General features: G+C 44.4%; 19 protein-coding genes. 4 read left to right on the top strand and 15 right to left on the bottom strand.

Going from position 1 to position 25,055, the window contains the following annotated elements; all coding sequences use genetic code 11:
* Positions 1-116: 116 nt before the first annotated feature.
* From ASU00_RS24530 to ASU00_RS12255, 3 genes are all read right to left on the bottom strand, one after another.
* Positions 117-266, bottom strand: a complete 150-nt coding sequence (locus ASU00_RS24530; RefSeq protein ID WP_082630282.1) for a helix-turn-helix domain-containing protein — start codon at positions 264-266, stop codon at positions 117-119.
* Between the two features lie 238 nt (positions 267-504).
* Positions 505-2,409, bottom strand: coding sequence for an endonuclease MutS2 (locus ASU00_RS12260; protein ID WP_057913758.1), 1,905 nt, complete (start codon positions 2,407-2,409; stop codon positions 505-507).
* Between the two features lie 529 nt (positions 2,410-2,938).
* The gene (locus tag ASU00_RS12255; RefSeq protein WP_057913757.1) at positions 2,939-5,017 is read right to left on the bottom strand and encodes a helix-turn-helix domain-containing protein; all 2,079 of its coding nucleotides are present in this window, start codon (positions 5,015-5,017) and stop codon (positions 2,939-2,941) included.
* Between the two features lie 180 nt (positions 5,018-5,197).
* Between ASU00_RS12255 and ASU00_RS12250 the strand changes: the two genes are divergently transcribed.
* Together ASU00_RS12250 and ASU00_RS12245 are read left to right on the top strand one after the other, a co-directional pair.
* A complete protein-coding gene (locus ASU00_RS12250) occupies positions 5,198-6,433 on the top strand; it encodes an MFS transporter (protein ID WP_057913756.1) in 1,236 nt (411 codons plus the stop codon).
* 47 nt (positions 6,434-6,480) lie between these two features.
* Positions 6,481-7,914 (top strand): amidohydrolase, encoded by a 1,434-nt coding sequence (locus tag ASU00_RS12245; RefSeq protein ID WP_057913755.1) that lies wholly within the window; start codon positions 6,481-6,483, stop codon positions 7,912-7,914.
* Positions 7,915-8,266: 352 nt separating this feature from the next.
* Here ASU00_RS12245 and ASU00_RS25440 read toward each other — a convergent pair whose 3' ends face one another.
* The 3 genes from ASU00_RS25440 to aspA form a co-directional block, all read right to left on the bottom strand.
* Positions 8,267-8,419, bottom strand: coding sequence for a hypothetical protein (locus ASU00_RS25440; protein ID WP_161809732.1), 153 nt, complete (start codon positions 8,417-8,419; stop codon positions 8,267-8,269).
* A gap of 133 nt (positions 8,420-8,552) precedes the next feature.
* Positions 8,553-9,617 (bottom strand): ABC transporter ATP-binding protein, encoded by a 1,065-nt coding sequence (locus tag ASU00_RS12240; protein WP_057913754.1) that lies wholly within the window; start codon positions 9,615-9,617, stop codon positions 8,553-8,555.
* A 479-nt stretch (positions 9,618-10,096) separates the two neighbouring features.
* Positions 10,097-11,527 (bottom strand): aspartate ammonia-lyase, encoded by a 1,431-nt coding sequence (aspA, locus tag ASU00_RS12235; RefSeq protein ID WP_057913753.1) that lies wholly within the window; start codon positions 11,525-11,527, stop codon positions 10,097-10,099.
* A gap of 635 nt (positions 11,528-12,162) precedes the next feature.
* On the opposite strand from aspA, the gene ASU00_RS26220 reads away from it, so the two are divergent.
* Together ASU00_RS26220 and ASU00_RS26215 are read left to right on the top strand one after the other, a co-directional pair.
* Complete coding sequence (locus ASU00_RS26220; protein ID WP_236712715.1) at positions 12,163-12,576, top strand: MurR/RpiR family transcriptional regulator; 414 nt, start codon at positions 12,163-12,165, stop codon at positions 12,574-12,576.
* On the top strand, positions 12,537-13,004 hold the full coding sequence (locus tag ASU00_RS26215) for an SIS domain-containing protein (RefSeq protein WP_236712714.1): 468 nt from the start codon (positions 12,537-12,539) through the stop codon (positions 13,002-13,004). The genes ASU00_RS26220 and ASU00_RS26215 overlap by 40 nt, the downstream gene beginning before the upstream one ends.
* A 68-nt stretch (positions 13,005-13,072) precedes the next feature.
* On the opposite strand, the gene ASU00_RS12225 is transcribed toward ASU00_RS26215, so the two are convergent.
* The 9 genes from ASU00_RS12225 to ASU00_RS26210 form a co-directional block, all read right to left on the bottom strand.
* Positions 13,073-14,638: a SagB family peptide dehydrogenase gene (locus ASU00_RS12225; RefSeq protein ID WP_057913752.1), complete on the bottom strand. Its 1,566-nt coding sequence runs from the start codon at positions 14,636-14,638 to the stop codon at positions 13,073-13,075.
* Positions 14,639-14,661: 23 nt separating this feature from the next.
* Entirely contained in the window at positions 14,662-16,605 is a 1,944-nt protein-coding gene (locus ASU00_RS12220; protein WP_057913751.1) for a TOMM precursor leader peptide-binding protein, read from the bottom strand.
* Positions 16,602-18,551: a putative thiazole-containing bacteriocin maturation protein gene (locus ASU00_RS12215; RefSeq protein ID WP_057913750.1), complete on the bottom strand. Its 1,950-nt coding sequence runs from the start codon at positions 18,549-18,551 to the stop codon at positions 16,602-16,604. The genes ASU00_RS12220 and ASU00_RS12215 overlap by 4 nt, the downstream gene beginning before the upstream one ends.
* 140 nt (positions 18,552-18,691) lie before the next feature.
* Positions 18,692-18,967 (bottom strand): heterocycloanthracin/sonorensin family bacteriocin, encoded by a 276-nt coding sequence (locus ASU00_RS24525; RefSeq protein WP_082630280.1) that lies wholly within the window; start codon positions 18,965-18,967, stop codon positions 18,692-18,694.
* A gap of 289 nt (positions 18,968-19,256) precedes the next feature.
* Complete coding sequence (locus tag ASU00_RS12205; RefSeq protein ID WP_057913748.1) at positions 19,257-20,552, bottom strand: uracil/xanthine transporter; 1,296 nt, start codon at positions 20,550-20,552, stop codon at positions 19,257-19,259.
* Between the two features lie 443 nt (positions 20,553-20,995).
* Positions 20,996-22,249, bottom strand: coding sequence for an amidohydrolase (locus ASU00_RS12200; protein ID WP_057913747.1), 1,254 nt, complete (start codon positions 22,247-22,249; stop codon positions 20,996-20,998).
* 19 nt (positions 22,250-22,268) lie between these two features.
* Positions 22,269-23,516: an amidohydrolase gene (locus ASU00_RS12195; protein ID WP_057913746.1), complete on the bottom strand. Its 1,248-nt coding sequence runs from the start codon at positions 23,514-23,516 to the stop codon at positions 22,269-22,271.
* 24 nt (positions 23,517-23,540) lie between these two features.
* Positions 23,541-24,788, bottom strand: a complete 1,248-nt coding sequence (locus tag ASU00_RS12190) for an amidohydrolase family protein (protein ID WP_082630279.1) — start codon at positions 24,786-24,788, stop codon at positions 23,541-23,543.
* 52 nt (positions 24,789-24,840) lie between these two features.
* Positions 24,841-25,055 (bottom strand): hypothetical protein (locus ASU00_RS26210; RefSeq protein ID WP_236712713.1); only part of this gene is annotated, 215 nt, incomplete at its 5' end.

Genomic DNA, 25,055 nt, shown 5'->3' with positions numbered 1-25,055 from the left:
TACGTATTTGAAGTAGAGACCTAGAAGTGAAAAGCAATCTTAGAGACATGGCTGTCAGAGGAAAAAAGGCTGAGGCAAGGCAATAGAGTTAAAAAATAGATAGATTCGGTGCTTACTCAGTTATTTAAACCCCAAATGAATTCCTTTTCAATTTGTCTTACGCGGTACGTTAAGGCAGGTTGCGTCATGTAAAGTCTCTCTGCGGCTTTTGTTAGATTCTGGTCTTTCAATAAATATTGCAGTATTAAACAATCCTTCTCATCCATACGTTTTCGCCACCCTACTATATAACTCACGTTTCGCACTCTGTTAATTGAATTGGGCTAGCTTCTCTTAAACTTTGCGGTCCCTTCTCATGATATAAGCTAATCAGCCAAACAAGCAACCTGCAAAAGCTAAGGTAACGGGAAAACCGGGGCAGAAATTTGCCCCGGTTTTCTTACCTCCCTATTTTCCAAACGAATAAGGGGGGATTCAGATATGAACGTTGTTTTTTTGCTTCTCTTATTCGTTTAGCTTCTTCCGCATATCCGCCGCGACATTTCTTAATGCTTTCTTCGATCCCCGCTCCAGGTCATGGTTCAGCTTCCTTTCTTCATAGCTGACGAATAGGGAATTCAGATCATAGCCTTCCGGATATAAGTCGACGGCTTTTATTTCAAGCTCCAGTTTATTTGCATGAACTTCCTTGAATTCATCTTCAAAAAGAATGACGACATTATTGAATGAATCCTTCTTTTTATAGACGATCGCATATCCTTCAAGTCCGCTTACCTTTACCTTGTCACCGACGGCAAAGTCAGATATTGATTTTTTTGAAGGAATCTCCGTTTTCGCTTTTTTGATTTTCCCTTCCTGGACACGTTCCAAGTCATAGTCTTTATTGTTTATATAGTGTTTTGCCTTTTGCAAAACCTTTTGGCGTATATCCATCTTTTTCGCAATCCATAGGGCGTTACTTTCGCCGGATTGCCCGATCAACAGCTTATATTTTGGCTCCAGTGTTTCACCGTTGAACTGCATCGCCGCATTCATGAAATCACTGTGAATTTCCGAATAGCGCTTGATTTCCCCGTAATGGGTCGTGGCAACGGTGATGCATCCCTTTTGATAAAATTCCTCTAGTATCGCAATCGCCAACGCGGCGCCTTCATTCGGTTCCGTTCCGCTTCCGATTTCATCGAACAGCAGCAGCGAGTTATTGGATACAGCAAGCAGGATTTCCGAGATGTTCTTCATATGCGACGAAAACGTGCTCAGCGCATTTTCCATGCTTTGGTTATCACCAATGTCGACAAATATGTGATCGAAGACAGCCAGCTCCGTTCCCTCTTTTCCGGCAATATGAAGCCCTGACATCACAGCCAGCGTAAGGATGCCAATCGTCTTCAGGACGACGGTTTTTCCCCCGGCATTAGGTCCTGTAATGACCAAACTGCGATAATCGTGCCCGATCTCGAAGTCCAATGGTACACTGTCCGCGGGTAAAAGCGGATGCCTGCAGCCTGTTAATCGGATAAACCCATGATCATTGATTTTCGGCTCGATCGCATCCATGCTTTTACTGAACTTGGCTTTTGCGAAGATCATATCATATTGACTGATCAGCTCAACATTGATCTTGATCGGTTTCAGCTGCTCGAAAACCGTGCCGGATAATGTGGCCAGAAGTTGATACTCCTCCATCGCTTCCTCCGCTTTGAAGCTGGCCAATTCTGCATTCAATTTCGTCACGGTGGCAGGTTCGATGAACACGGTGGCCCCTTTTGCCGAAACCTCCACAATCGTCCCCGCCACCTGGTTTTTATAAGAGGCTTTGATCGGAATGGTGTACCGATCATCCTTTTTACTGATGAAGAATTCCTGAATGAACTCTTTATTGGCCCCGCTCTTCAAAAACTTATTCAGCCGCTCCTCTATTTTGCTTTCTGTTTTGCTAATTTGATTCCGAATCCGCTTCAGATCCTTGCTGGCTTCAGAAACAACGGCATTTCCTTTTATCGTGAATTGGATCTCTTCTTCGATGCTCCTGAATTCGGTCATCGAATGCGCGTACGAGTGCAGCGTTGGTGCAAAGAACTCTTTATCGGTCATGAACGTCTTGATATTCCTGCAGCCTCTCAAAAAGTCGGCTATCGCCACTAGCTCACTTGGCTCCAAAATCATTCCCTTTTCCAGTTTGTCGATATGAAGGCCAACATGGGAAATGCCCTTTAAAGGAATATGACTTTCCGCGTTCAATAAGTTCCTTGCTTCCGTCGTCTCGTTCAATCGGTTCTTAACAACCTTCAACACGCTGCTTGGCTGAAGCCGATCCAATAATTCCTTCCCTAAACCACTTACACAATGGTTTTTCACCATTTCTTTTAGTTGGATATATTGTAATTTTTCATAAGTCATCGTATTCATAGCATGATCCTCCTTGAATGAGTGTGATATTCTCCTTAAATCCAAAAAATGCCCGCAAAAGTCCCCCCTACCTTTACAAATGAACTAGCCATTTGAGTAGAAAGCTCCTGCGGGCACGGCCTGTTAAAGACCTAAAATCGATAACAAAATAGGCAGGTCAAATAAACCTGAATAGAACAAAAAAGCATGATAGGACAAATCCCACCATGCTTTTCGCCGTAACACCTACATGTTACACGAATTATGGAAAAGGAAGCAGTCTTAAGGTAGGTATTCACAATGCATAATTGCACCGTGAAAAAAGGCATACTTAATCCGCTGATCAATCAGCGATCAAAGAACCTTATTCAACTAAATTAGTTGATACCTACTCCCGACATAAAACACCACACCTTTTCTTAGATTGGAATTAACATACCATATCAGTAAGAAAGAGTCAAATTATTTTTTCGTTTTCTAAAGTTTGATTAATCTTTTAACTTTGTTCAGCACAGTTTTTTAAAGGAGTTAATACCTTCTCTTTTACCTTCTAATACGTTTCACTTAGATGATAGGCTAGGAGCAACTTAAGCCAAACATTAGAATCGTTTAGATCAACTGCAAGAGCTTCCTCGATTTTTCTTATTCGATGATAGAGTGTATTTTGGTGAATATGCAAACGTTCTGCCGTATCGGATATAGATCGATTAGCTGCAATGTATGTTCTCAGTGTCAATTCCAGATCACTTGACTTGGCCTTAGGAGATTGGAGCGGTGCAAACACCTCTTGAATAAATTGTTCGATATCCTCGGTCTGCTGATTTAGGAATAATCGGTTAATGCCAATACTTTGATAACTGATAATGCCAGGAGTACCACGACTTAAGAGATAAGCTAACGACTTATTCGCTTCTTCTGAACTTCTCGCCACATGCTCTAGTCCTGTGTAAAGTCTGCCTATACCTCCCCTAAGGATTGGAGCATCCTTATTTGTCCATAACGTTACCACTTTGTTCAATTTTTCGATCAGAACTTCCTGCAGGGACTCGGTACTAGCGTTCATGATGATCGTCACTTTATCATGAAAACCGAATAGAAGGTACTCTAAAGAACCCAGCTCTTTATGTAGAGCGGCAATGAGCATTCTCTGGTGTGTTTCTCGTTTCTTGACGACTTGTGCCTTCCCACTCAGTTGCAATACTGTGACGAAGAGTGGTTTGTCTGGGGATAGACCAAAATCTCGTGATTTGGAAGCAAGTTGATTTGGCTCGCTATATTGGAGAAGTTCATTAAAAAATTCATAGCATTGTTTATAGTACATATCCGTCATTGAATAGGTATTAACCATTTTCAGTGCAACTAAAGCACTACCCTGCTCCAACACTACCGTATCAAGAGGGCGGAGCGATCGGTGAAGCTCCACGACAAAGTAACCGATTGGAACTCCATCATTCACAATGGGATACAAATGAATGGATGTTTCGTTAATAGTAACTGTCAATGCTTCCACACTATTTCCCCATTTTTTTGTTATATCCGCATCCATTAGCCTCCTTGAAAGAGGAGAGTAATGTGGATACCACTCATTTTTAGTCAAATCAAAAAGAGAAACAGGAAGATTGGTCATCTGTTCAACTGTTTTAGCAACCATTATCAAATCAGAATCCTTAAAAGAGAGTTTAGTAAAAACATCATGAATATGGTTTCGTTTAACCAAATATTCGTTTGTTTCCCTTAAATCCGAAAAAAGTTTTGCATTGGTAATGGCAATCGCTGCCTGATCAGCAAAACCCTGCAACCGGCGAAGATCATCATTAGTAAGCTTTTGCTTTTTATAAATCTGGTGGACAATCATCACTCCAAGCTTATCTTTGTTCATCCTAACAGGAACCGACATCACCATTAGATTGGGATTTTCCTCTGTATGTTCCATTGAAATCATTAAACTTTTCATGTTGTTCGCCTGAATATTAGCTATAGCTGCAAAGGCTTGTTCTCTATTGTAGATGTGGCCGATCCCACTCTGGAAAACCTTTCCTCCAACACCTTCCCCTAAGTTCGTCTTGAAATCATAGATAGAAGCTCCCATTCCAATGCTTGCTTTAGGGACAAGCTTTTGCGTCTCAGCGTCATAAAGCATTAAAAATCCACTATCTACGGCTGGAATAGCGATCAATGCGTTTTTCATGATGTTGTGTAACAGTTCATTCAACTCAAGCATGGAAGTTAGCGAATGCAAGCCTTCGAGCCATGCATCGTTCTCTTGCCAATGCCGCTCGATTGTTCGTTCAAGGAGCAAATAACGTACTTGCAACACAAAATGATCGGACTCCAATTTAGATAACGTCCTACCAGAATGTATGGACGCACGAACTGAAGTTGTTTCAGGAACTTCCGTTACAAACAAAAACAGTTGGTTACCGGTATGAGGATTGTAGCAAGTAGCATAATTATTACTTTCTATGCATGATGAATTCGGCCATGTATCTTCATTCGAAAAAAAATTTTGATCACTATCGGTTAGGGGTTCCCCACATAAGTGGACCCAGTCCTGTCTGGAATCCAAGATCCAGACATGGTATGTCAAGGCTTCATCAGATCGGCACATTAAAATTCCTCTTTGTTCCATAGCGTTCCCCCTTACCCAACTCTTTTTTTACTAATTGTACAACTCTCCATTCATTATCTTACACATTGTAGAGATTCACAATCGAATTCTGAATACATTGTTTATTCTGACAATGACAACTAATAGCCTGTTTTATTAATATTTAACTTGTAATCATTAAAGTAAAAAGGGAGGTTTTATATGGAGGACAATCTCAATTCTTCAAAAAGCAAAATGATTTTATTAGTCCTCTATTTCGGCTGGATTGTATCGTACATTGACAGAACCGTTGTAAGTCTCTCCATATTAAAAATCGGAGAAGATTTATCACTTGACGCGTCAAAATTAGGAATTGTATTAAGTGCCTTCTTCATGGGTTATGCGTTGATGCAGATTCCAGGAGGCTGGCTCGCAGACCGTTTTGGATCACGAAAGGTCATCGTTATAGCTGTTTTGTTCTGGTCGGTATTTACTGCATTGACTGGACTGGCATGGTCCCTCACTTCGTTACTTCTTATTCGTTTTCTGTTCGGAATCGGGGAAGGAGGATATCCTTCAGCAAGTACTAAAGCCATATCTGATTATTTCCCGGCAGATAAAAGGACGAAAGCCCAATCAACAATGATGTCCTCAAATTCACTTGGCGCGGCTCTTGCACCGATTATTTGTGCTCCTCTACTTGTATGGCTAGGGTGGCGTCATGTATTTTGGGTGATATCCCTATTAGGTATTATCTTTGTAGTCTGGTTCCTCCTATCCACAAGACAAGCAGGTGGATACTCTAATTCCGATAAAGCACATAAGCCTAAGAAAGAAGAGTATAAACAGCTACTTATAAACCCCTATTTATGGAAAGTTCTTCTAGTCTTCTTTTTTATTAATATTACAGGCTGGGGCCTCTCTTCCTGGATGCCTTCATACCTGATGCAGGTTCTTGGAATTGATCTTAAATCAATTGGAATAATCAGTGCCATCCCCACCTTGTTCATGGCAGCAGGCATGATAATAAGCGGTCGAATCATTAATAAGGTTGGTTCTAATGCAAAGTATGGAGTAATCACGGGAATCTTTATTATGGGTGTCTCACTTTATTTGATGACACTTTCTACCAGCATTGTCCAAGTTATTATATATCAGTGCATTGCTTTTACTTTCATGTCATTTGTGATGAGCTTTATCTTCACGCTCCCCCACCGGGTTATGGAACAGAAGGTAGTGGGTACCGCATTTGGTATATTGAATTTCGGAGGTCAAGCTGCAGGAATTTTTTCCCCGATGATCATGGGTGCTCTTATCGCTTCGTCAGGCGGATCTTATAAAAGTGCGTTCTTATTCTTAACTGTTTGCTGCTTAATCGCTGGTGTCATTGCATGTTTTTTACCGTCAGCTAAAAGAAATCAAGAAGTAACAGATTCATCTGTAAAAACAGTTGGTTGAAGGACTTATTTCAGGTAATTACTATACAAACGAGAGGTGTGATAAGAATGGGGAAATTGAACATTACAAAATGGATTGATGAGAATGAAGCAAAATTTACAGATATCGCCAAACAGATTTGGGACCACCCTGAAGTAGGCTATACGGAAACCTTTGCATCTACCTTGCAAATCAAGACGTTAAAAGAAGCGGGGTTTAAGATCACTTCTGGGATAGGTGATGTCCCAACTGCATTTGTTGCAGAATACGGAAAAGGAAAACCAGTCATAGGTATTCTTGGTGAATTTGACGCCCTACCAGGATTATCTCAACAAGCCACTCCGAATTATGACCCGGTCGTTCAAAATGGACCCGGACATGGTTGTGGGCACAACTTGCTCGGAACAGCCGGGGTAGAAGCTGTGATTGCTCTTAAGGAAGTAATCGATACGGAAATGCTGGCGGGAACCATTCGATATTATGGCTGTCCTGCTGAAGAACTCCTCTCAGGAAAGACATTTATGGCGAGGGTGGGCATATTTGATGATTTAGACTGCGCCCTTACATGGCATCCGGGAACGACCAATATGACCGCAAATTTTCGTTTTCAGGCATTAACTGCAATCGAATTTTACTTTACCGGAAGAACTTCCCATGCTGGTGCGGCCCCACATCTTGGCCGTAGTGCACTAGACGCAGTAGAGCTAATGAATGTAGGTTCTAACTATTTACGGGAGCATGTGCCGGATGGTTCCCGAATCCACTATCAGATTACGAACGGGGGGATGGCACCGAATATCGTGCCAGATACCGCTAGCGTTTATTATTTCTTACGCAGTGCAGACCGTAAGCAGGTGGAAGAATTGAAAGAAAGATTAATTAAAGTGGCCCAGGGGGCAGCTATGATGACAGAAACCTCGGTACACTGGGAAATCAAATCTGGATGCTACGATACATTGCCAAATCTAGCGCTAAATGAGCTTATGTATACACAAGCGGAAGCAGCAGGATCAATGGTTTTTACCCAAGAAGAGGAGAAATTCTCTGAAGAACTCCGCCAAACGGTTGATCCAGCTGTGTTGGCCGCAGCTAAAGATCAAGTCATAAGTGCAGATGCTAACAAAATACTCGATACAGGTTTCTATCACAACAGTAAACATTTCGGTATAACCATGGGTGGATCATCGGATGTTGGCGATGTCTCTTGGATCACGCCGGTCGGACAAATCATGACCACCTGCGCACCGCTCGGAGTTCAGTTCCATACCTGGCAGGCTACGGCCTCATTTGGTTCATCAATCGGCATGAAGGGGATGCATTACGCAGCGAAAGTAATGGCGTTATCTGCATATGAATTGCTGCTAGATCAAAATGGCATTCTAGAAAAAGCAAAAGCCGAGTTCATCGCAAGCACAAAAGGATTGGCTTACAAACCCGGTATCCCATCTGATGCGAAGCCACCTGTGCAAAATAGTGATGCTGTTCCAGTATCAACAATCTGAGTCATTTTTAATGTCACCTTTATAAAGGTTTATCGTACCCAACAATATGAACTTTTCAGAGTAGTTTATATTACCAACCTGCGCTTTAAAGGAAAATAATAGAACCATTCAATGGAATATATTAAGAGCATGTTTTGATCAATATTTTTCAGAGCACGCTCTTTCTTTTGTTCGTTAATCAAGGTTTTAGCATTCATTTTCTCATGCTGCTTCCGTAACTCCCCTTCAATGTCTGAATATTTACTTTAAAATCGGGGTATGTTATCCTTATATTATCATAAAATAAAAACAGCCCCATGCGCTAACATGAGGCTGACAACTAGCAAGAGTGGTTGGTCACAACTAACTTAATTTAATCGTCAGAAGAAGAACCATTGCCATCTTGGGAGGATGAGTGGTTCTTTTTCCGTTTCTTGGCGAACATAGACAGGATAAGACTGGTTGCTACTGCAACAAATATCTCTTTACCCATATCCACAATTACGTTCAATAAGAAATGAAACATACAGTCACCTCCTTTCCATCTATAGATGGAAAAGTATGTGACCAACCACTCTACCCTCAGTTGTTCCTCCATTTTATCATATCTTTCACTTAATGGAAATTAAAGTAAGTTGGAATCACCTTATTAACTTAACTCAATCGACAAGCACCATCTGGTTTCTCGGAACTTCAAGAACGATTTCCTGCCCCGTCCGAAAGGATTCCGCACTTTCCTTGTTGACGATGAAATCCCCTATCGGCGTTTCAACGACGTATTGATAGCTTCTTCCAAGATACGTACTCACCTTGACACGGCCGGATAAGCTATTTTCCTGAACGGCGCAAGCGTCACCCTTTTCCTTGATCAGAAGATCGCCCGGTCTGATCACACCTATTTTCCCAGCGTTATTGGTCATCCGCGCATCCTTATCCAATACAAAGGAGTAGCCGGATTTTTTTAGCTCAATTTTATCGTGATGATCCGTCCGCTTATCGAAGTCTATGAAGTTTTGGAAGCCGATGAAATCCGCGACGAATTTGGTTTGAGGATATTGGTAAATGGTCGCAGGGTCACTAAACTGCTCGATGGCCCCCTTATTCATGATCGCCACTTGATCGGATATCGCCAAGCACTCTTCCTGGTCATGGGAAACATAAACCGTTGTAATTCCAAGTTCCTGTTGAATCCTGCGAATCTCGGCCCGCATATTCACCCTTAATTTCGCATCAAGATTACTCAATGGCTCGTCAAATAAGAGGATATCCGGTTCTATCACCAGCGCCCTCGCAATCGCAACGCGCTGCTTTTGCCCTCCAGAAAGCTCTTCCGGAAATCGTTTTTCACATCCTGTTAAATTAACGATTTCCAGCACATTCCTTACCTTTTTTTCGATTTCAGCTTTTGAATTCTTTCTTAGACGAAGACCGAATGCAATATTATCGAAGATCGACAAATGCGGAAATAATGCATAGCTCTGAAACACAAAGCCAAAGTTCCGCTTGTTGACGGGAACCTTCATATAATTCTTATCCTTGAATAGAAATTTTCCTCCGTTCGCCTTTAACAACCCGGCAATCACACGCAGAGTCGTCGTTTTCCCACAGCCGCTTGGTCCAAGGAGTGAGACCAATTTCCCTTTCTCAATCTCAAGGCTGAAGTCCTTTAAAATTTTCTGTTTGCCATAAGCGACGGAAATATCTTGTAAAGTGAATAAAGCCATTTATTATTTCCTCCTTTCACTAGCAAAACCCTCATCCAGTGGGCCATCCTTAATCACTCTATGTTCCCACTGATTGAGTTCTTTATGTTTTAGGTTCACATCCGTGTATAAGTTAGTCGGTTCTGCAGGCATGACAAAGCGTTCGAATTGTTGTTGTTCATGCTTACGTGCTTTTTTTAATCAGGGCTTTTTATGATATAGCGTTATGTACTATGAAATTGGATTGATTATTATCGCTGTAACAAGTTGCCCCTATTAATAATTATTACCCAAAATAACCAAAAGAATTAGAGGGGCAATCACTCTAAATGTTTTTTAAAAGACGGGCGTAACAGTCTGGACAAATTCTTTCGGAACTTAAGAAGCAGAAAAAGTATTTAAAGCAACATCCTTGTTATTCAATTGTAGTGAACAACATGCCTGAACAAGAAAAAGAACTATGCCTCTAACTAAGCAGGCATAGTTCTTCTGAAAATTTTTTATTCCCGATCGAAAAGAGAAGCACCTGCTATACCAGGCTTGGTCATTTCATAAGGGTTTAGGATCAAATCCAATTCTTCTGCCGTCAGCACATCATACTGCAGGCAAAGTTCGCGAACGGATTTGCCTTTTAGAATCGCTTCACGCGCGATACGTGAAACGACTTCATATCCGAGATGCGGATTGACGGCCGTGATGACGCCAACGCTTTTTTCGACATATTCTTTTAAGTGTTCCTCATTTGCTTCGATACCTTCCAAGCAATAATCGGTGAATACATTGAAGGCATTATTCATGATGCTGATCGACTGTAATAAATTGAATACGAGTACAGGCTCCATTACGTTCAATTCCAATTGCCCCGCTTCTGATGCCAAGCAGATTGTATTATCATTCCCAATTACCTGGAAAGCAACTTGGTTGATCAGTTCAGGCATGACCGGATTCACTTTTCCTGGCATGATCGATGAACCTGGTTGACGTGCTGGAAGCGTGATTTCCGCTAAGCCAGCTCTTGGGCCAGAAGCCATCAAACGTAGATCGTTCGCGATTTTTGACATGTTCATCATACATACTTTCAATGCAGCTGACACTTCGGTATAAGCATCCGTGTTTTGTGTGCCATCCACCAAATGTTCTGCACCCACTAGCGGCATTTCGCTAATTTCAGCTAAATACTTCACAACATTTTCGATATAGCGTGGATCTGCATTCAATCCCGTTCCAACAGCTGTTGCTCCCATATTCACTTCATATAAGTGCTGGCGAGAGTGACTTATCCTTTTTATATCCCGCTCAAGCACACGGCTATATGCCTCGAATTCTTGGCCGAGACGAATGGGCACGGCATCTTGAAGATGAGTACGGCCCATTTTGATAACGTGATCGAATTGTTTTGCTTTTGCTTTAAAGACGGAACCCATCTTCGTCATCGTCTCTAGTAATTGTTCCAATAGTCGCAGCGTCGAGATATGAATCGCCGTCGGGAAGACGTCATTGGTCGACTGGGACATATTAACGTGGCTGTTAGGACTAACTTTTGAGTAATCCCCTTTTTCATGTCCCATTAATTCTATGGCCCGATTGGCAACGATTTCATTAATGTTCATATTCATGGATGTACCGGCGCCACCTTGAATTGGATCGACGATGAAATATTCATGCCATTTTCCTTCGATCACTTCATCAGAAGCTTTTACGATATTTTCCCCAATTCCTTCATACAACCGTTTTGTGTCCATGTTGGCTAACGCGGCCGCTTTTTTTATCATCGCCAAGGCACGAATCATTTCTTCATTAACCTTGTATCCGGTAATCGGAAAATTTTCCACTGCGCGTAAAGTCTGAATCCCATAATACACATTAACTGGAATTTCCTTTTCACCTAGAAAGTCTTTCTCGATTCGGATTGTTTTTTCATCTATCATCATTTCTCTTGCGCCCCCATGTTTTTAAAACGTAAATTCTTCTCTTCACCTTTGTGCATCACATCAGTTTTGGAATGGTTGGTTCCATCATTTAACCTGGAACGAGCCTTATAATTATAATATTCGCTCCCCTACCTTCATACATTCTTCAAAAATGTTTTCCAACGAATAATATAACACCCCTTCAATTACTTTCAAATGGATCTTTGAAAGCAAAGGGATTTTGGGATTTTGGCTCTATTATTGGGGTGAACCCTATCCAATGCAACATCAGCCCAATTTTACGGAAGATAGGTATCGTTGGACAATTTCATTATACTAGATTTTATAATTTTATATAAGAATAATTTAAGTAGCTTTTCTTTCAAAATTTTATATGATACTCCCATCATTTCTCGGCAAGCATCGGCATCGGGAAACGATTAATTGGCTGAATGCCATTAGAACATCTTCCTACAACTTTATTGTTTTGTCCAGCAAATAAACGCTTTCAAGGAAGAGCTGGATTAAACGGGTTGAATCTTTACAGGTTGGGCGATTATAATGACTCCCACTTCTTTAAAGATTTCGGTTATTGACGGCCTTAATGGTTACATTAAACTTTACATATCTTATATTTTGCCTGAATGGGTGGTCATATGGAATACTTAGCAGAAAACCTCATATATGGAATTGAGTGCAGTATGAGCAAATTCACCAAAACGGAAGAAGAATTAGCCAAATATATACTACAACACCCGGAGGAAGTGAGTCAGTTAACGATTAGTCAAATCGCTAAAAAGCTGCATATCTCGGCGGCAACGATAACGCGTTTCTGTCAAAAATTAGCTTTTTCCGTATTTAATGAATTTAAGCATGAGTTAAAAAGATTCGTCGATCTCCAAAATACGCCGATACATATGAAGGATCTAAAAATGTCGATTATTTTGCGAAATTATGTCAAGATCACTTGGGCATCATCGATCATACCTTTCATATTACTTCTTATGAAGATATCCATAAAGCGGTATCTTTGCTTACCAAGGCAAAAAAGATACATGTCTATGGAATAGGAAGTTCAGGTATAGCGGCACATGAGTTCAAATCGAAGTTTTTCAGGATCGGGCTGTCAGTCGAGGCGATAACCGACCCGCATCAATCGATGATGGATGCAGCTTTAAGCAACCGAGATAGCGTTGTCATCGGCATTTCCATTAGCGGCACAACAAAAGAGGTCATTCGCGCGGTGAAAATAGCGAAGAAACAAGGCTCACTGATCTTGGTTTTTACTGGCGATAAAAATTCCGAGCTCTCACAGTTAAGTGACATATCGCTATTGGTCACAAGCAAAAATAGCATGCATATGGGACAGAACATCTTTCCATTGCTTCCGCTCTTATTGCTTTTTGATTTGCTTTATACCGAATTGGTTGCAAAGGATTATAAGAACAGGATAAGTATTAGGGAAAGGACGTTGCAAGCATTAACGGATACCCACTGATTCCCCTCTTCTTCAAATAACGAAGGCCACCATCTCCAGAAAGGGATGGTGGCCTTCGTTTCTTATGTTTAGCTGTGCAGTCCAGCTTTTAGCCACGGTCGATTGCGATACGGTGCGATCGGGATTTGAATCAGGCTTGTTTTTCCTTGGGAACCGGACATTTTATAGAGCTCATCACACATATGGACGTCGAACCCGAGGAGGGGGTGCCCATTCATTCCGAGGGCAGACGCCGCTAACAATATTCGCTGGACAAGCATTCCCGCCTCCATTTGCTGGATGCGGTATCCCCTATATCCAAGCTGTGACTTGAAGTAGGTGCGATCGCCCGCCACATGGATGCAGATGGGGACTTGCTGGAAGTTCAAGATATCCAGTGACATTCCGGATTGCAGTTGAAGCCGGTGATCGCCCGGTCGTATCAATATTAACGAATGTGTTTTGCCATCATATTGATACGATCCATTTTCCAAGTCTTCTACATTATATAAGCTAACATAGATGGAGACGCGGTGCTCGGTGTCTACACTTGATTTATCCAGATCATTTCGATAGGCGAATGAAGCTGTTGATTCTTGGAGGAGCAGTGCCAGTTGCACTTGACTTACCTTTCCTAAAACGAAGTCCATCTCAGGTGAAAATCGTTTTTTGCAAACCGAAGCCAAATCATAGGACAACCTCTTCACGATAGGCAGGGCAATTACATGTCCCTCGCACTTCCGTCCTTCCTTTGGTTCGATCGGTTGTATCGTCCTGCTGGTTTCGATCATCGATGCTCGATTCATTGTCGTTACCATCGGGAATTCCTTGACCACGAGCGACCGAACATAGTGTTCCGTCTGGATATCCGGCAATTCCCGGCACAAATCGGCCGAGGTGACAGCTTCTGTATTCTTATCACTCGTACACACATTTGCTCGTTCCTTCGATAAGGCGATCATGGCATAGGTGCTTTCTTCTTCTTCCGATAGTCCAAGGAGATGATTGATGGCGCGATCCAGGAATTGAAAGCACACCTTCGTATTCATACCGAACCGTTTGGCCACTTCAAGCAGCTGTCCGATGAGCACCCCCGCATCAAGGCCTTGCAGCCGATATGAAAAATTATTATATTTGAAAAAGTTTTTCCAAAACATCGTCGAAACGAATATAACGCCAAAGCATGCGGATAGATTGCAGCGATCACCAAGGCTTTTCGTTAAATATGAATCAAAATTCCCTTCCCGCAAAAGCACCAATCGATGGTGTGCCGCATCATAATGATAAACCCCATCAGGAAATTCCTCTGTCTTCAAGTACACATACAGCTCACTAGGATAAAGCCCCCCACCTGATGGCGGGTAACGCCTGAATGACTGCATGAGGTCATCAGGATCAGAGGCTCTAGGTGCTTGACTGATTTGGGTAAGTCCATAGGCATACCAGAGAAAATGACCGATTCCTCCTACGCCACGCTTCGAAAAATCGGCAGGTCCATCAAGCGTAAGCGGCACCTCAAGTGTCAACGGAAACTGTGGCAAGCCACGGTAGAGCTTAAACGGAAGCGGTGCATCCTCCCAATCCACTTCCCAATCAGGTGGACTTGCCTTTTCAATGTCAAAATGCAAATTATGCAAAAATGTGTCTAAACTCATCCCCCTACCTCCTTGGTCACCGTTTATGGAAACGGATGCGGATGCGGGTTGAGCTGTGCGAATTCAAGCGGCCGTTTTGCAAATCCAAGCTCCATTGGTACCCTGAGTACTCGCTCAAGTCCTGTCACCCGTGTAAGATGATGGCCGAATGTCATCGGCAGCATTCCCGGAATCAGCACTTTCACGCAATGCAATCCATTCCGCTCGATTTCAGGCGTCGTCTGGTCGACCACAATCACCTCGAGCTTTAAGCGGCGAAACTCCTGAAGAATGTCTTGCAGATCATCAGTCAAGTCCTGATGCTTCTCCTTTTTCGTGAATTCTTCAGCAAACGTCCGCATCGGCCGATCCGCATTCAGCAGAAAATCCAGTCGTGCTTCCGATTGCGGCAGACCATACAGCATGCCATGGTCATCCATTTTCCGTACAAGGGAGGAATCTTCGAACATCTTCTCGATCTCTTCCTTGTTTTTTTCCAATTGTTGATCAAGGGTGAGCATCATGCCCGCCAACTCGAAAACCGCGCTTTTCACCGCCCTGATCGGGTCAAGATGGGCCCCTGCTGCGCATATGAGATTCAATCCCTTTTGTTTCCTGTTTTTTGCCAGCGCCCATACGCTCGGTATACCGTGCTCCATCGTCGAATTGAATAACTGGATATCATAACCGGCCGCAGCCCTTGCTCTGTCTATCATCAATTCCAGCTCTTTATCATTTGCCGAATTTGGGTCAATCCGGTTGAGTGGCAGTTGTGCATACCATGTCATCAGAAACGAATCACGTTCCACCACTTCCATAATGCCGTAGAAAATGGCCTCCTCCAAACTGCCGCCAAGAGCGCATCCATTGGAGGTTTCATACACAAATCCATTGCCACAGCCCAAGCTGTAATAGGAAAGCCGCTCTGGAATTAAGATCGGCCGCTCCTGCTGGAACGAATATCCCCATACCCAATCTATCGCGCGGTCAGGATTGAACGGCTGAAACGGAAAATCGGGTTGAGCATAATTTTCCTTAGCGTGTACACCTATCTTGATCGGATCGAGTGCTTGGTTTTTCAGGTTGTTGTAGCTGTCGTGCACCACGGTTCGCTTGCCGTGTGGCTCGATTCCGCAATATCGTTCAAGACCCTCCAATATGGCCGTCATCTCGCTTGCAGCGTATGAAAGAGTCCGACCAGCCGTTGCTTCATCGCCTATGAACAAAGGCAAATTAACACTAACATCGGCAAAGGGCGGCACAAGGTCGGTCACTTTATTATTCAGGAAACCCGTGCGAGCGTCCAAATAATCCCGGGCAAGAACTTTGCCCAGATCGTCCATTGAACGGGTTCGGTAACTATCGGGACTGATCTTTGGGCTTGGCTGTAATGATATTCTTGCTCGATCGCTCGTGTCATCCGGCAATTGACTGCAAACGGGACACAATGGATCAGGTAAAAACGTATGCCACGATACATTAAGTGTTTTCAGATTGAGTAATCCAACCCGCCCCTCTGAATGGACATGGTCACCGCTCATGAACCTCCTAACCTCTTCCATGATCAGGTGAGACATCTGCAGAAGTCCTGTGCGCGACGCTGCGGCATCACGCCCGATCCCTCCATTTTCCTGGAGCTGTTTTTTTATGCCCCACATTTCCTTGCGGTCACGTCCTGCCATGAGCTGCCTTAGATCTGCACATTGTGAGCAGCCGGGAATGCCTGCACGCACCAAGGGGCCGACCACTCCCTCTCCAAATGATACGAATCCCCGCAGCCAAGGGATGTTTCGTGACCTTACTAGCTCTTCTGCCTTTAGATGCAAGGCGGGATTCCAGGCATCCTCAAGCACAAGGACCAAAGCAGTCGCTTGCGGGATTTCTTCCGCGAAATCGGATAGGCGATTAACCTGGTATGTGCTGGCTAATTGCCGATGGACTTGGTCGGCCAACACGCCTTCCCCGACAACCGATACGTCAGCCTTCACCCTGATTCCTCCTCTCGCAAAAACAACCCAAACACCCCTTCCAGTTCTTCTTTCAAGAGCGGCTCCGCTTCCACTTCGAAAACGAAAATTCGCTTCCCGCTCTTCTTTACGACTTGCATCGCGGAGCGTACAATCTCGGCGTTCGTTGCCGCCTCAAACGAAGGAATCACAAAGCTATCCGAGTCGCCTTGTTGCGGTTCCGTTGATGTCCGCAATTCCGGGGCCGTTGGGCGAACGGTTTGATTTTGTGCCTTCATAACCGCTTGTTTCAACGCGTCCCGCAAGCCGAGCGTGACATTCAAGCCGACGGCACCGGACCAGCCAGCACTCGTTCCTACCCAAACTGCTGGAAAACCGGACACATCACCGCCAAGCCCGATGGTCGGTTCACCTTGCAACCGCCTTAATGCCTGTAAGTAATACGTGCAGCGTTCATCATTCACCTCTGCCAACCGCACCGAAACAAGCTCCTCCTTGCTGAAATTCCTGTTCGCAAACTCCGCTTTCAAGCAGTTTTTCAGTCCCCGGCATACACATTCAGCAAACGTTGCCCCTGCTCCAACTGCAATCGTTTCCTTTATCTCAGCTAAGCCATCATGGAGCGGCGGAAGAGTCGCAACGTGTTGATTTAATGTTCGTGATACATAAGCCTCGATTCCCGAGAGACCAGACTCCCTTCTCGCTTCCTCATGGGTCAGTTCAGAGCCTATGATTTCAGGCAAGAGCATGGCAGGACCATCTGACAGCGGATCGGCAACCTGAACGCGGCATTGAGCCAGCGGCAACTGCTTTAGCTCTCCCTCCTCCCAGCTATGGAATATGCCTGATTGCTCGGATGTCAATCTAGCAAAAAGCATGAATACCTTACTCGGTTCCCCCCGGTTCGAATCTTGCCCGAGCTTTTGTTCGAAATCCCGGACCCATTTAGCATTCCCTTTTCCCGTCACCCCCGGATGGGACAGGAACGGATGCCAGCTCCCTTCCAATGTTTCTGTATTTAACAGATAAAATTGATTGTCTTGCTCTGCCGCCGTGACACCCGTAGCCTCTTTAAACCACTCGAATACCATGACATTTGCAAGCATCGCGCCAGCTGTGGCGGAATATGTGCCGGATGCCTGATTCCCCTCGAGCACGGTTTGATGTAACCGACGCCACGCTGACTCCCAGCAACCATTGGAGTGCGGGCTGACAAGCGGACCTGCCAAACCAACTTGATTGAGAATTACCGCCGGGAACAGCTCTTTCCCCTCTTGCCTGCAAACCGAATGAAGTTCTCTCAATTCCTCTATATCGCCCTCCTGTGACACATATAATACCGAATCGAACGTCCGGACGATCTCCTGCCATTGCGGATTCTCTTCCTTCCCCGCCAAAACCTCCTCTATCGCCACGTCATCGTCCGTGCTGTGCCCATGTGCAACGATTTCCGATAGTCTCTGCCTATTGGTTTGTACCGTATCCGTGATGAGAAAATGGAATTTGGGCAGACCCGATTCAATCAGTGAAGACACCAATGAAAGGAACAGCGGTCCAGAGCCGATTGCCAGCGCCTTCTTTTGTCGATACGCTTCAAAACGGCTAGCTCCTGACTCACCAAAACTGTCAAGGAACTCGATTTGGGAGGCGTAGGTCTTTACAACCTGATCGCTCAATTGATGAGGACTGTCCTGACTTATATCCCGAACAAATCCATTTCTGTACAAAACCTCGGCGATTTCCATAACGCGGCTCCTGTATGGGCCAGGCAATCCATCCGTCATCTCACGTAACGTATGATCGCCGTTAAACATCGGCAGCAGCATTTCGATCCACTTGACGACCGCGCTTCCTTCCATACGGAACGAACTTATATTATTCCTGAAATATACGCCTCTATTTGGTTCAGGGAAAAAAAACGTGTCCCTTTTCACTTTCAATCGCATGGAAGGGCTCACATTCACCATTTTGCACCTCCTGACCCGAAGCTTTTCTAAGCTCAGCTTCTATCACTTCACTTTCATCCTATGTATAACAATTTGTCTCATATGTCTAAACTCCAAAGAAAGTCCCTGCAACATCTCTGCAGGGACACCTCCTCATGTTATCAATGTCCGCCGCAGCGGCCTCCGCCACAACGTCCGCCACATCCGCCACAACCGCCGCAGCGGCCTCCGCCACAACGTCCACCGCATCCGCCACAACGACCGCCGCAACCTCCGCAGCCAAAACAGCCAAAGCACAAGAAACAGCCGAAGCAGCCTCCAATAAGACGGGAATCCTCCATGGAATACTGTTGCTGATTTTGTTCCCAAGGCACCGGCTGACTTACCTGAAAATCGTCAACATTCAACATTTGAAGTTGATTTTGAAACTCATTCATTTATATAACCTCCGTATATTCATTAATAAAATAATCCTTTGTAACAACAAGAAATAGTCAGGGAATTCGCCACGTCAAATACTCCCTTCAACAAAATATGTAAAGGAAGTAGGTAATGCCACTGATTCGAAAGCCTATTTTCGTGTGGCTCATGAAATGAAAAGCGGGGGGGGGGGGGAAAGTTCAGCATTACATTTTTTGATAAATTAAACCCAAACAAAAAAACCAGAAGGATGACTCCTTCCGGTTTTCGTGTTTTTCCTTATTCATGGTGGATATTTGTATACGGTTAGTTCTCCACCTGTTCAAAACGCTTCCAGTTTACCGATTTCTCCAGCACGATCGAAATCAATACGCCCATGATGAGACCATTCGTTAAGAATGGCTGCAAAAGGGTCGGAACATTGGCGAAGGCACTTGGCAGTACGTTCATCAAGCTAACGCCGATCAATACTGGTACGGCAAGCCTAAAGATCGTGTCCGAAGTGAAATACTGCCCCTTGACGCTGTTGAAGGCCGTGCCGAACAATTGAAGGTACGCAACGAACAAGACTGCATTCCCCACCGTTATTGGCATCGTGGCCAGGAAAGAAATAAAAGGCGGAATCAGTCCAATTACGGCCAACAGCACCCCACCAAGTAAAAACGGTCTCCGCTCATAAATCTGGGTGCTTTGCAGAAAGCCGATGGATGAGGTGAAAGGCGTATATGGAACAAGTCCAAGCAAGGGCGATAAAATGGTGAATCCGCCCGTCAAGAAGATAGAATTGCGATATTGCTTATGATTGGATTCTTCCCCCAATACTTCCGATGCAGCTTGGATGGAGGCGAAGGTGTTACACAAATTCAGCAACCCGGCAAAAAACGCAATCGCAATGATGCCGAATTCAAGGTTTGGCATACCTAACGGGAATAATGAAAATGAAGCACTTTTCGGGACCGATTCAGCACCGGTCGCAGGAAATAGCAACGCGTGAAAAATCCAACCGACGATGATTCCGATCAAAATCGAAAAATTGCTAATGGTCCTCGGGCCTTTTATCTTCAATATGCTTACTAACAAGACAATCCCCAACGAAAGGAAACTGACCGGGATGTTGACTTCCCCAGCATCGGTAATTCCGAGCATCCCCTTAAAGAATACAAAGATAAGCTGGAAGGTCAGGAGGAATAAGTAAACGGTCATGACCATCGGGGTGAAAATCTTCTGGACATAAGAAATCAGGTTAAAGGCCGCTATGATCATCGTTACGACACCTGCTGCCAGGAGACCTGTAGCTATTCCCCCTCCAATCTCTGCATAACCGAGACCGATTGATGGCGCAGATAATCCAAGGTTAAGCATCACTCCCCACAATAAGCCAGAGTGCCCTTCCATGATTGGATACTTATGCCCCTTCCAACCCTGGATCACACAAGCGATCCCTGTGAAAACGAGCGAGCTCCTCATTGTCATTTCCGTAACATCAGCAGGTAAATCGAACGCTGCCCCAATCGATATGGGCACGACTACCGTATTTGCAAAAATAAAAAATAACCATTGAAAAGAAGAAAATAGGGTTACGGAAGATCCCCAACTTTTCATAGCTTCCATCTCCTTTACCCATGATGCTATTCAATCTTATAATGAATGCATAATTAAAATAATTGCAGTATTGCTTCTATTACTTTTCCCAAAGCCTCGCTAACCGGATAAGTTGCATTGGCATTGCTTGAACACCACGTCGCAATCTGCATTCCGTTATCGATCATACCAGAATGAAGGTACAGATTGCATGGATAATGATTCTGTTATCAGTATTGGTAAAAAAGACCGCTTCCGTTTGTTTCAAAAGATAGGTTTAATATGACATTAATCGGCAGGCCACAGGCTCTATCCCATGAATTCATTTCCATTTTATCTTATTATCACGATAGAGTACATGAACACTAAGACGCGGGAGGGACGCTCAAAACCTGATATACCTAGTCTTACATTGCCCAAAACGAAAAAGGAAATCCGGAAGTATCCGGAAATCCTTTTTCGGGTTAGCCCTTTACGTTCATAGGCAGTTTTTGTTTACTTAGTGAACCGGAAACGATGCGTCCTTTGTGAATGACAGCTTTACGCTCAGACCTTCTTGCGACTGCTTCGGCAGAGCAGCTGGCGTCAACCAATACTAGGCTTGCCGCATCCCCAACCTTCGGCCATACGTGATTCCCATGTTCATCAAGCGGGGTTTTTCCGCCCGTTATGTACCTCAATGTTTGGGACAGGGAAACTTCATCAACCCATTTGAAGCGTTCGGCAAGCCTGCCAGCTCTCTCTAGGATGTCACCATTCCCGAGTGGTGACCACACATCGAAGATATTATCGTTACCTACCGATACCTCAACGCCTCTTTCATGCAATAAATCAACGGGTGGCATTTGTCTATTAATTGGGACGCTTGTAACAATGGAAACCCCCGCATCCCTTAAAATGTTGGCCAAATCATAGGCTTCTGCTTTGGAAACATCTCCTATGCCGAATGCATGGCTGACGGCGACCCTGCCTTCCCAGCCTGCTTGCTTTGTCAGAGCTGCCAACCGCTTCATCGTGAACGTCCCTAAATGGCCAGGGTCATGTAAATGAAGGTCAACATCTGCATTCGCTTCCACTGCTAAATCCATCAATTGCACCAGCGATGCTTCAATATCGTTATCGATCGTGGCCGGATCGACTGCCCCTACGATTCCCGCCCCGTTTCGCAATGCCTCCCTGACGAGCTTGACTGAATTCGATCGCAGCAAACCGTGCTGGGCGAATGCGACAATTTCTGAACTGAGTCGGTTGGAATAGGTTTCTAACGCCTGTTGCACTTGCTCCAGGTTTTGCAATTTTACTTCTGGATAAATATCAACATGAGTTCTTACATGAGTCGAACCAGAAGCTAAAAGTATTTCCAGTAAAGATTCCGCACGCACTTGTGTGCTCGTTGCAATGGTAGGAAGCACTTTTTTTTCATTTTCAAAGCGGCCAATGACACCTGAAGATGGGGTACATGCTCTCCATACATCTCCCATCAAGGTCTTATCAAGATGGACATGCTTTTCAATGAAGGACGGAAGCACGAGCAATCCTTTTGCATCTTCAACAGGCACATCATTGGAAATGGTCTCTCCATCCTTGACGATCTGCGTGATCTTTCCATCTTCTATCAATAGATGAAAAAGTCCGGTCATTGTTCCTGTCACTACTTCATCCTCTTTTTGAAAACCGCATTCCAACCGTGCATTCTTCAACCAAAAGTTTGTATTCAAGTCCCTCATCCCTTCTTATTTAATTGTCCGCCAAAACAGCTTCACCGCTAATTTTACCGTAGACCAAATTTCCATTGGCAAGTACCGCTGCACGCCTTGATCTTCTTGCAACGGCCTCGGCAGAGCAGGATGCATCGACTAAAACCATACTCGCAGCATCTCCAACATTCGGCCATAAACGATTTCCATCACGATCTAGTGTCTTGACTCCGCCCGTAATGAATTGCAGCGATTGAGATAATGAATATTCATCCTTCCATTTGTACCTCTCAGCTAACCGACCTGCCTTTTCCAGCATATCACCTGTACCGAATGGGGACCATGAGTCATAAAAGCCATCACAACCAAGAGCTACGTGTACACCCTTTTCATTCAGTAAATCGACTGGTGGCATGACCCGATTGATCGGCACCGTTGACATGATGGCAATTCCTAAGCTTGCTAATTCATCCGCCATCTCAGCTGATTCTCCAACGGAAACATCACCGATTGCAAAAGCATGGCTGATGGCGACCCTGTTTTTCCACCCTGCTTCTTCGACCAACGAAGCCAGTTTTTTGATCGTATAAAACCCAAGATGACCTGGATCATGTAGATGTATATCAATATCTGCATCAAATTCGACAGCCATGTTCATCATTTCATATAGAGACGCTTCAATATTCTGGTCGATTCCGCCCGGATCCAAGCCACCCACCAATGACGCTCCTTCTGTCATCGCTTGTCTCATTAACGCCGTTGAGTTCGTTCTTAACAAGCCATGCTGGGGGAAAGCCACGATCTCATGTGTCATTTTCCCTTTGAAATGATCCAGCGCTTTCTGGATTTCCTCCAGGTTTTTCAAGCCGATGTACGGATCAATATTCACATGAGTTCTGACATGCGTCGCACCGCCTTGTAACAAAAGCTGCAGCATGTGTTCGGCACGATGCTGCCCGGTTTCTGCCAATTCTGTGAGTTCCTCTGCTTCTAATTTTAACCGTTCCGTTAAATTCGCTGCCGGAGTGCATGATTTCCATGGCAGTCCTAAATAGGTCTTATCAAGATGGTTATGCATCTCTTTAAAAGCGGGAAGTGCAAGCAGCTTACTTGCGTCTTGAACAGGCAAATGAGTTTGCAAAGGAGCATTCGCAAGTTGAATTTCCTTAATGATTCCATCATTTATATACAAATTGTATAGGTCGGTCTTCGTTCCTTCAATTCTTTCATTCCCAAATACATATCCACTATCAAGTGTAACGTTTGTAAGCCAGTATGCTTTATACATTAAATCACTCTCTTTAATAGAAGATTAGACACCTGTCGTCTCAAAAGCGGAAATCGATCCACTTACGACATTGCCCCTAAATATGACAGCGGCACGCTTCGCCCTTCTAGCCACCGCTTCCGCTGAACAGCCGGCTTCAACCAGGACGATATTCGCCTCATCGCCAACATTAGGCCATGTTTTGACTCCTTCTTGGTTTAACGGTGTCCTTCCTCCAGTTATGAATTGAAGGCTGCTTGCCAAAGAACGCTCATCAATCATGCGAAACCTTTCCGCAAGGCGCCCGACTTTTTCCAAATTGTCGCCAATCCCGAATGGTGTCCAGTGATCCGTGATGCTGTCATTACCCAGTTCGACTTTCACTCCTTTTTCATGAAGCAGCGGGATCGGGATCGTTCTGAAAATAGGCACAGTGGATGTAATCGATATGCCTAATTCCGAAAACCGTTCGGCTATACTCGTCGCCTCAGAAACGGATAGATCCGCCAAGCCGCTTGCGTGGCTTACCGTTACCCTGCCCTGCCAGCCAGCGTCTTCCGTCATGGAAGCAAGCCGTTGCATCGTAAACAGCCCAAGCTGATCCGGATCATGAAGATGGACATCGATATCCGAATTCGATTCAACCGCGATATCCATGATCGTTGCAAGCGATCGCTCGATATTTTCATCAATGGTAGCGGGGTCGACACCTCCGACCAGGTTGGCCCCATTTTTCATGGCTTCCCTAATTAGCCCCACCGAATCCGAACGTAAAAGTCCATGCTGCGGGAATGCGACGATTTCATACGTCAATTTATCTTTGTAGCCTTCCAGAGCCTGGATCGTGGCCTCTAAGTTTTTCAGTCCAATTACGGGATCGACATTACAGTGGGTGCGTATATGCGTAGAACCGTAACTCAATAATAGATCGAGCATTTTTTCCGCTCTTGCCTTAGCTGTTGGCAATAACGCAGGCAGTAACACCTGCTCTTCTGCTATCCTGGTTTTCACTCCGTTTATGGCAGGCATGCAAGCCTTCCACGGACCGCCGTAGTATGTTTTATCAATATGGATATGCATTTCTTTGAACGAAGGAACCATCAGCAGGCCCCCTACATCATGCTGCAATTCTTGATCTGTGATCGTTTCCTTTGCCGATAAAATGGAGGATATTTTTCCATTTTCAATCTTAATGTGATATTTCCCGGTTTCAGTGCCGGTGATTACTTCATTTTCATTATAAGTGAAGCCTTTTTCCAACCGAACATTCGTCAACCAATACGATCGTGACATTAAACTCACCCTTCCACTACAGATTGAACATGCGTCCCTTTCATTATAATCCTTAAGTAATTCGTATATTTTCAGAATTTTTACTCTTTTTTATGTTATTTTTACTTATTGAATAAATGAAAAAACCACCCACTCTGATTGAAACGAAAGCTGAATTAAGATTGCCCACGTTTTTGGAGGATTTGTACTTAGACCGTTCCTTTCCACTGCGGGCGCTCCCTTTCCGCGGGCGGTTGGGGAGCCTTCTCGGCGCTTGCGCCTGCGGGG

The sequence above is a fragment of the Peribacillus muralis genome (assembly GCF_001439925.1).
Taxonomy (GTDB): domain Bacteria; phylum Bacillota; class Bacilli; order Bacillales; family DSM-1321; genus Peribacillus; species Peribacillus muralis.
Note: the sequence above shows the minus strand (reverse complement) of the source record. Positions and strands in the feature narration are given on the sequence as shown.

Excerpts from the sequence above, each read along its gene's own strand:
- ASU00_RS24530 (WP_082630282.1), bottom strand. The coding sequence starts at position 266 with ATGGATGAGAAGGATTGTTTAATACTGCAATATTTATTGAAAGACCAG.
- ASU00_RS12260 (WP_057913758.1), bottom strand. The coding sequence starts at position 2,409 with ATGAATACGATGACTTATGAAAAATTACAATATATCCAACTAAAAGAA.
- ASU00_RS12255 (WP_057913757.1), bottom strand. The coding sequence starts at position 5,017 with ATGGAACAAAGAGGAATTTTAATGTGCCGATCTGATGAAGCCTTGACA.
- ASU00_RS12250 (WP_057913756.1), top strand. The coding sequence starts at position 5,198 with ATGGAGGACAATCTCAATTCTTCAAAAAGCAAAATGATTTTATTAGTC.
- ASU00_RS12245 (WP_057913755.1), top strand. The coding sequence starts at position 6,481 with ATGGGGAAATTGAACATTACAAAATGGATTGATGAGAATGAAGCAAAA.
- ASU00_RS25440 (WP_161809732.1), bottom strand. The coding sequence starts at position 8,419 with ATGTTTCATTTCTTATTGAACGTAATTGTGGATATGGGTAAAGAGATA.
- ASU00_RS12240 (WP_057913754.1), bottom strand. The coding sequence starts at position 9,617 with ATGGCTTTATTCACTTTACAAGATATTTCCGTCGCTTATGGCAAACAG.
- aspA (WP_057913753.1), bottom strand. The coding sequence starts at position 11,527 with ATGATGATAGATGAAAAAACAATCCGAATCGAGAAAGACTTTCTAGGT.
- ASU00_RS26220 (WP_236712715.1), top strand. The coding sequence starts at position 12,163 with ATGGAATACTTAGCAGAAAACCTCATATATGGAATTGAGTGCAGTATG.
- ASU00_RS12225 (WP_057913752.1), bottom strand. The coding sequence starts at position 14,638 with ATGAGTTTAGACACATTTTTGCATAATTTGCATTTTGACATTGAAAAG.
- ASU00_RS12215 (WP_057913750.1), bottom strand. The coding sequence starts at position 18,551 with ATGGTGAATGTGAGCCCTTCCATGCGATTGAAAGTGAAAAGGGACACG.
- ASU00_RS24525 (WP_082630280.1), bottom strand. The coding sequence starts at position 18,967 with ATGAATGAGTTTCAAAATCAACTTCAAATGTTGAATGTTGACGATTTT.
- ASU00_RS12205 (WP_057913748.1), bottom strand. The coding sequence starts at position 20,552 with ATGAAAAGTTGGGGATCTTCCGTAACCCTATTTTCTTCTTTTCAATGG.
- ASU00_RS12195 (WP_057913746.1), bottom strand. The coding sequence starts at position 23,516 with ATGTATAAAGCATACTGGCTTACAAACGTTACACTTGATAGTGGATAT.
- ASU00_RS12190 (WP_082630279.1), bottom strand. The coding sequence starts at position 24,788 with ATGTCACGATCGTATTGGTTGACGAATGTTCGGTTGGAAAAAGGCTTC.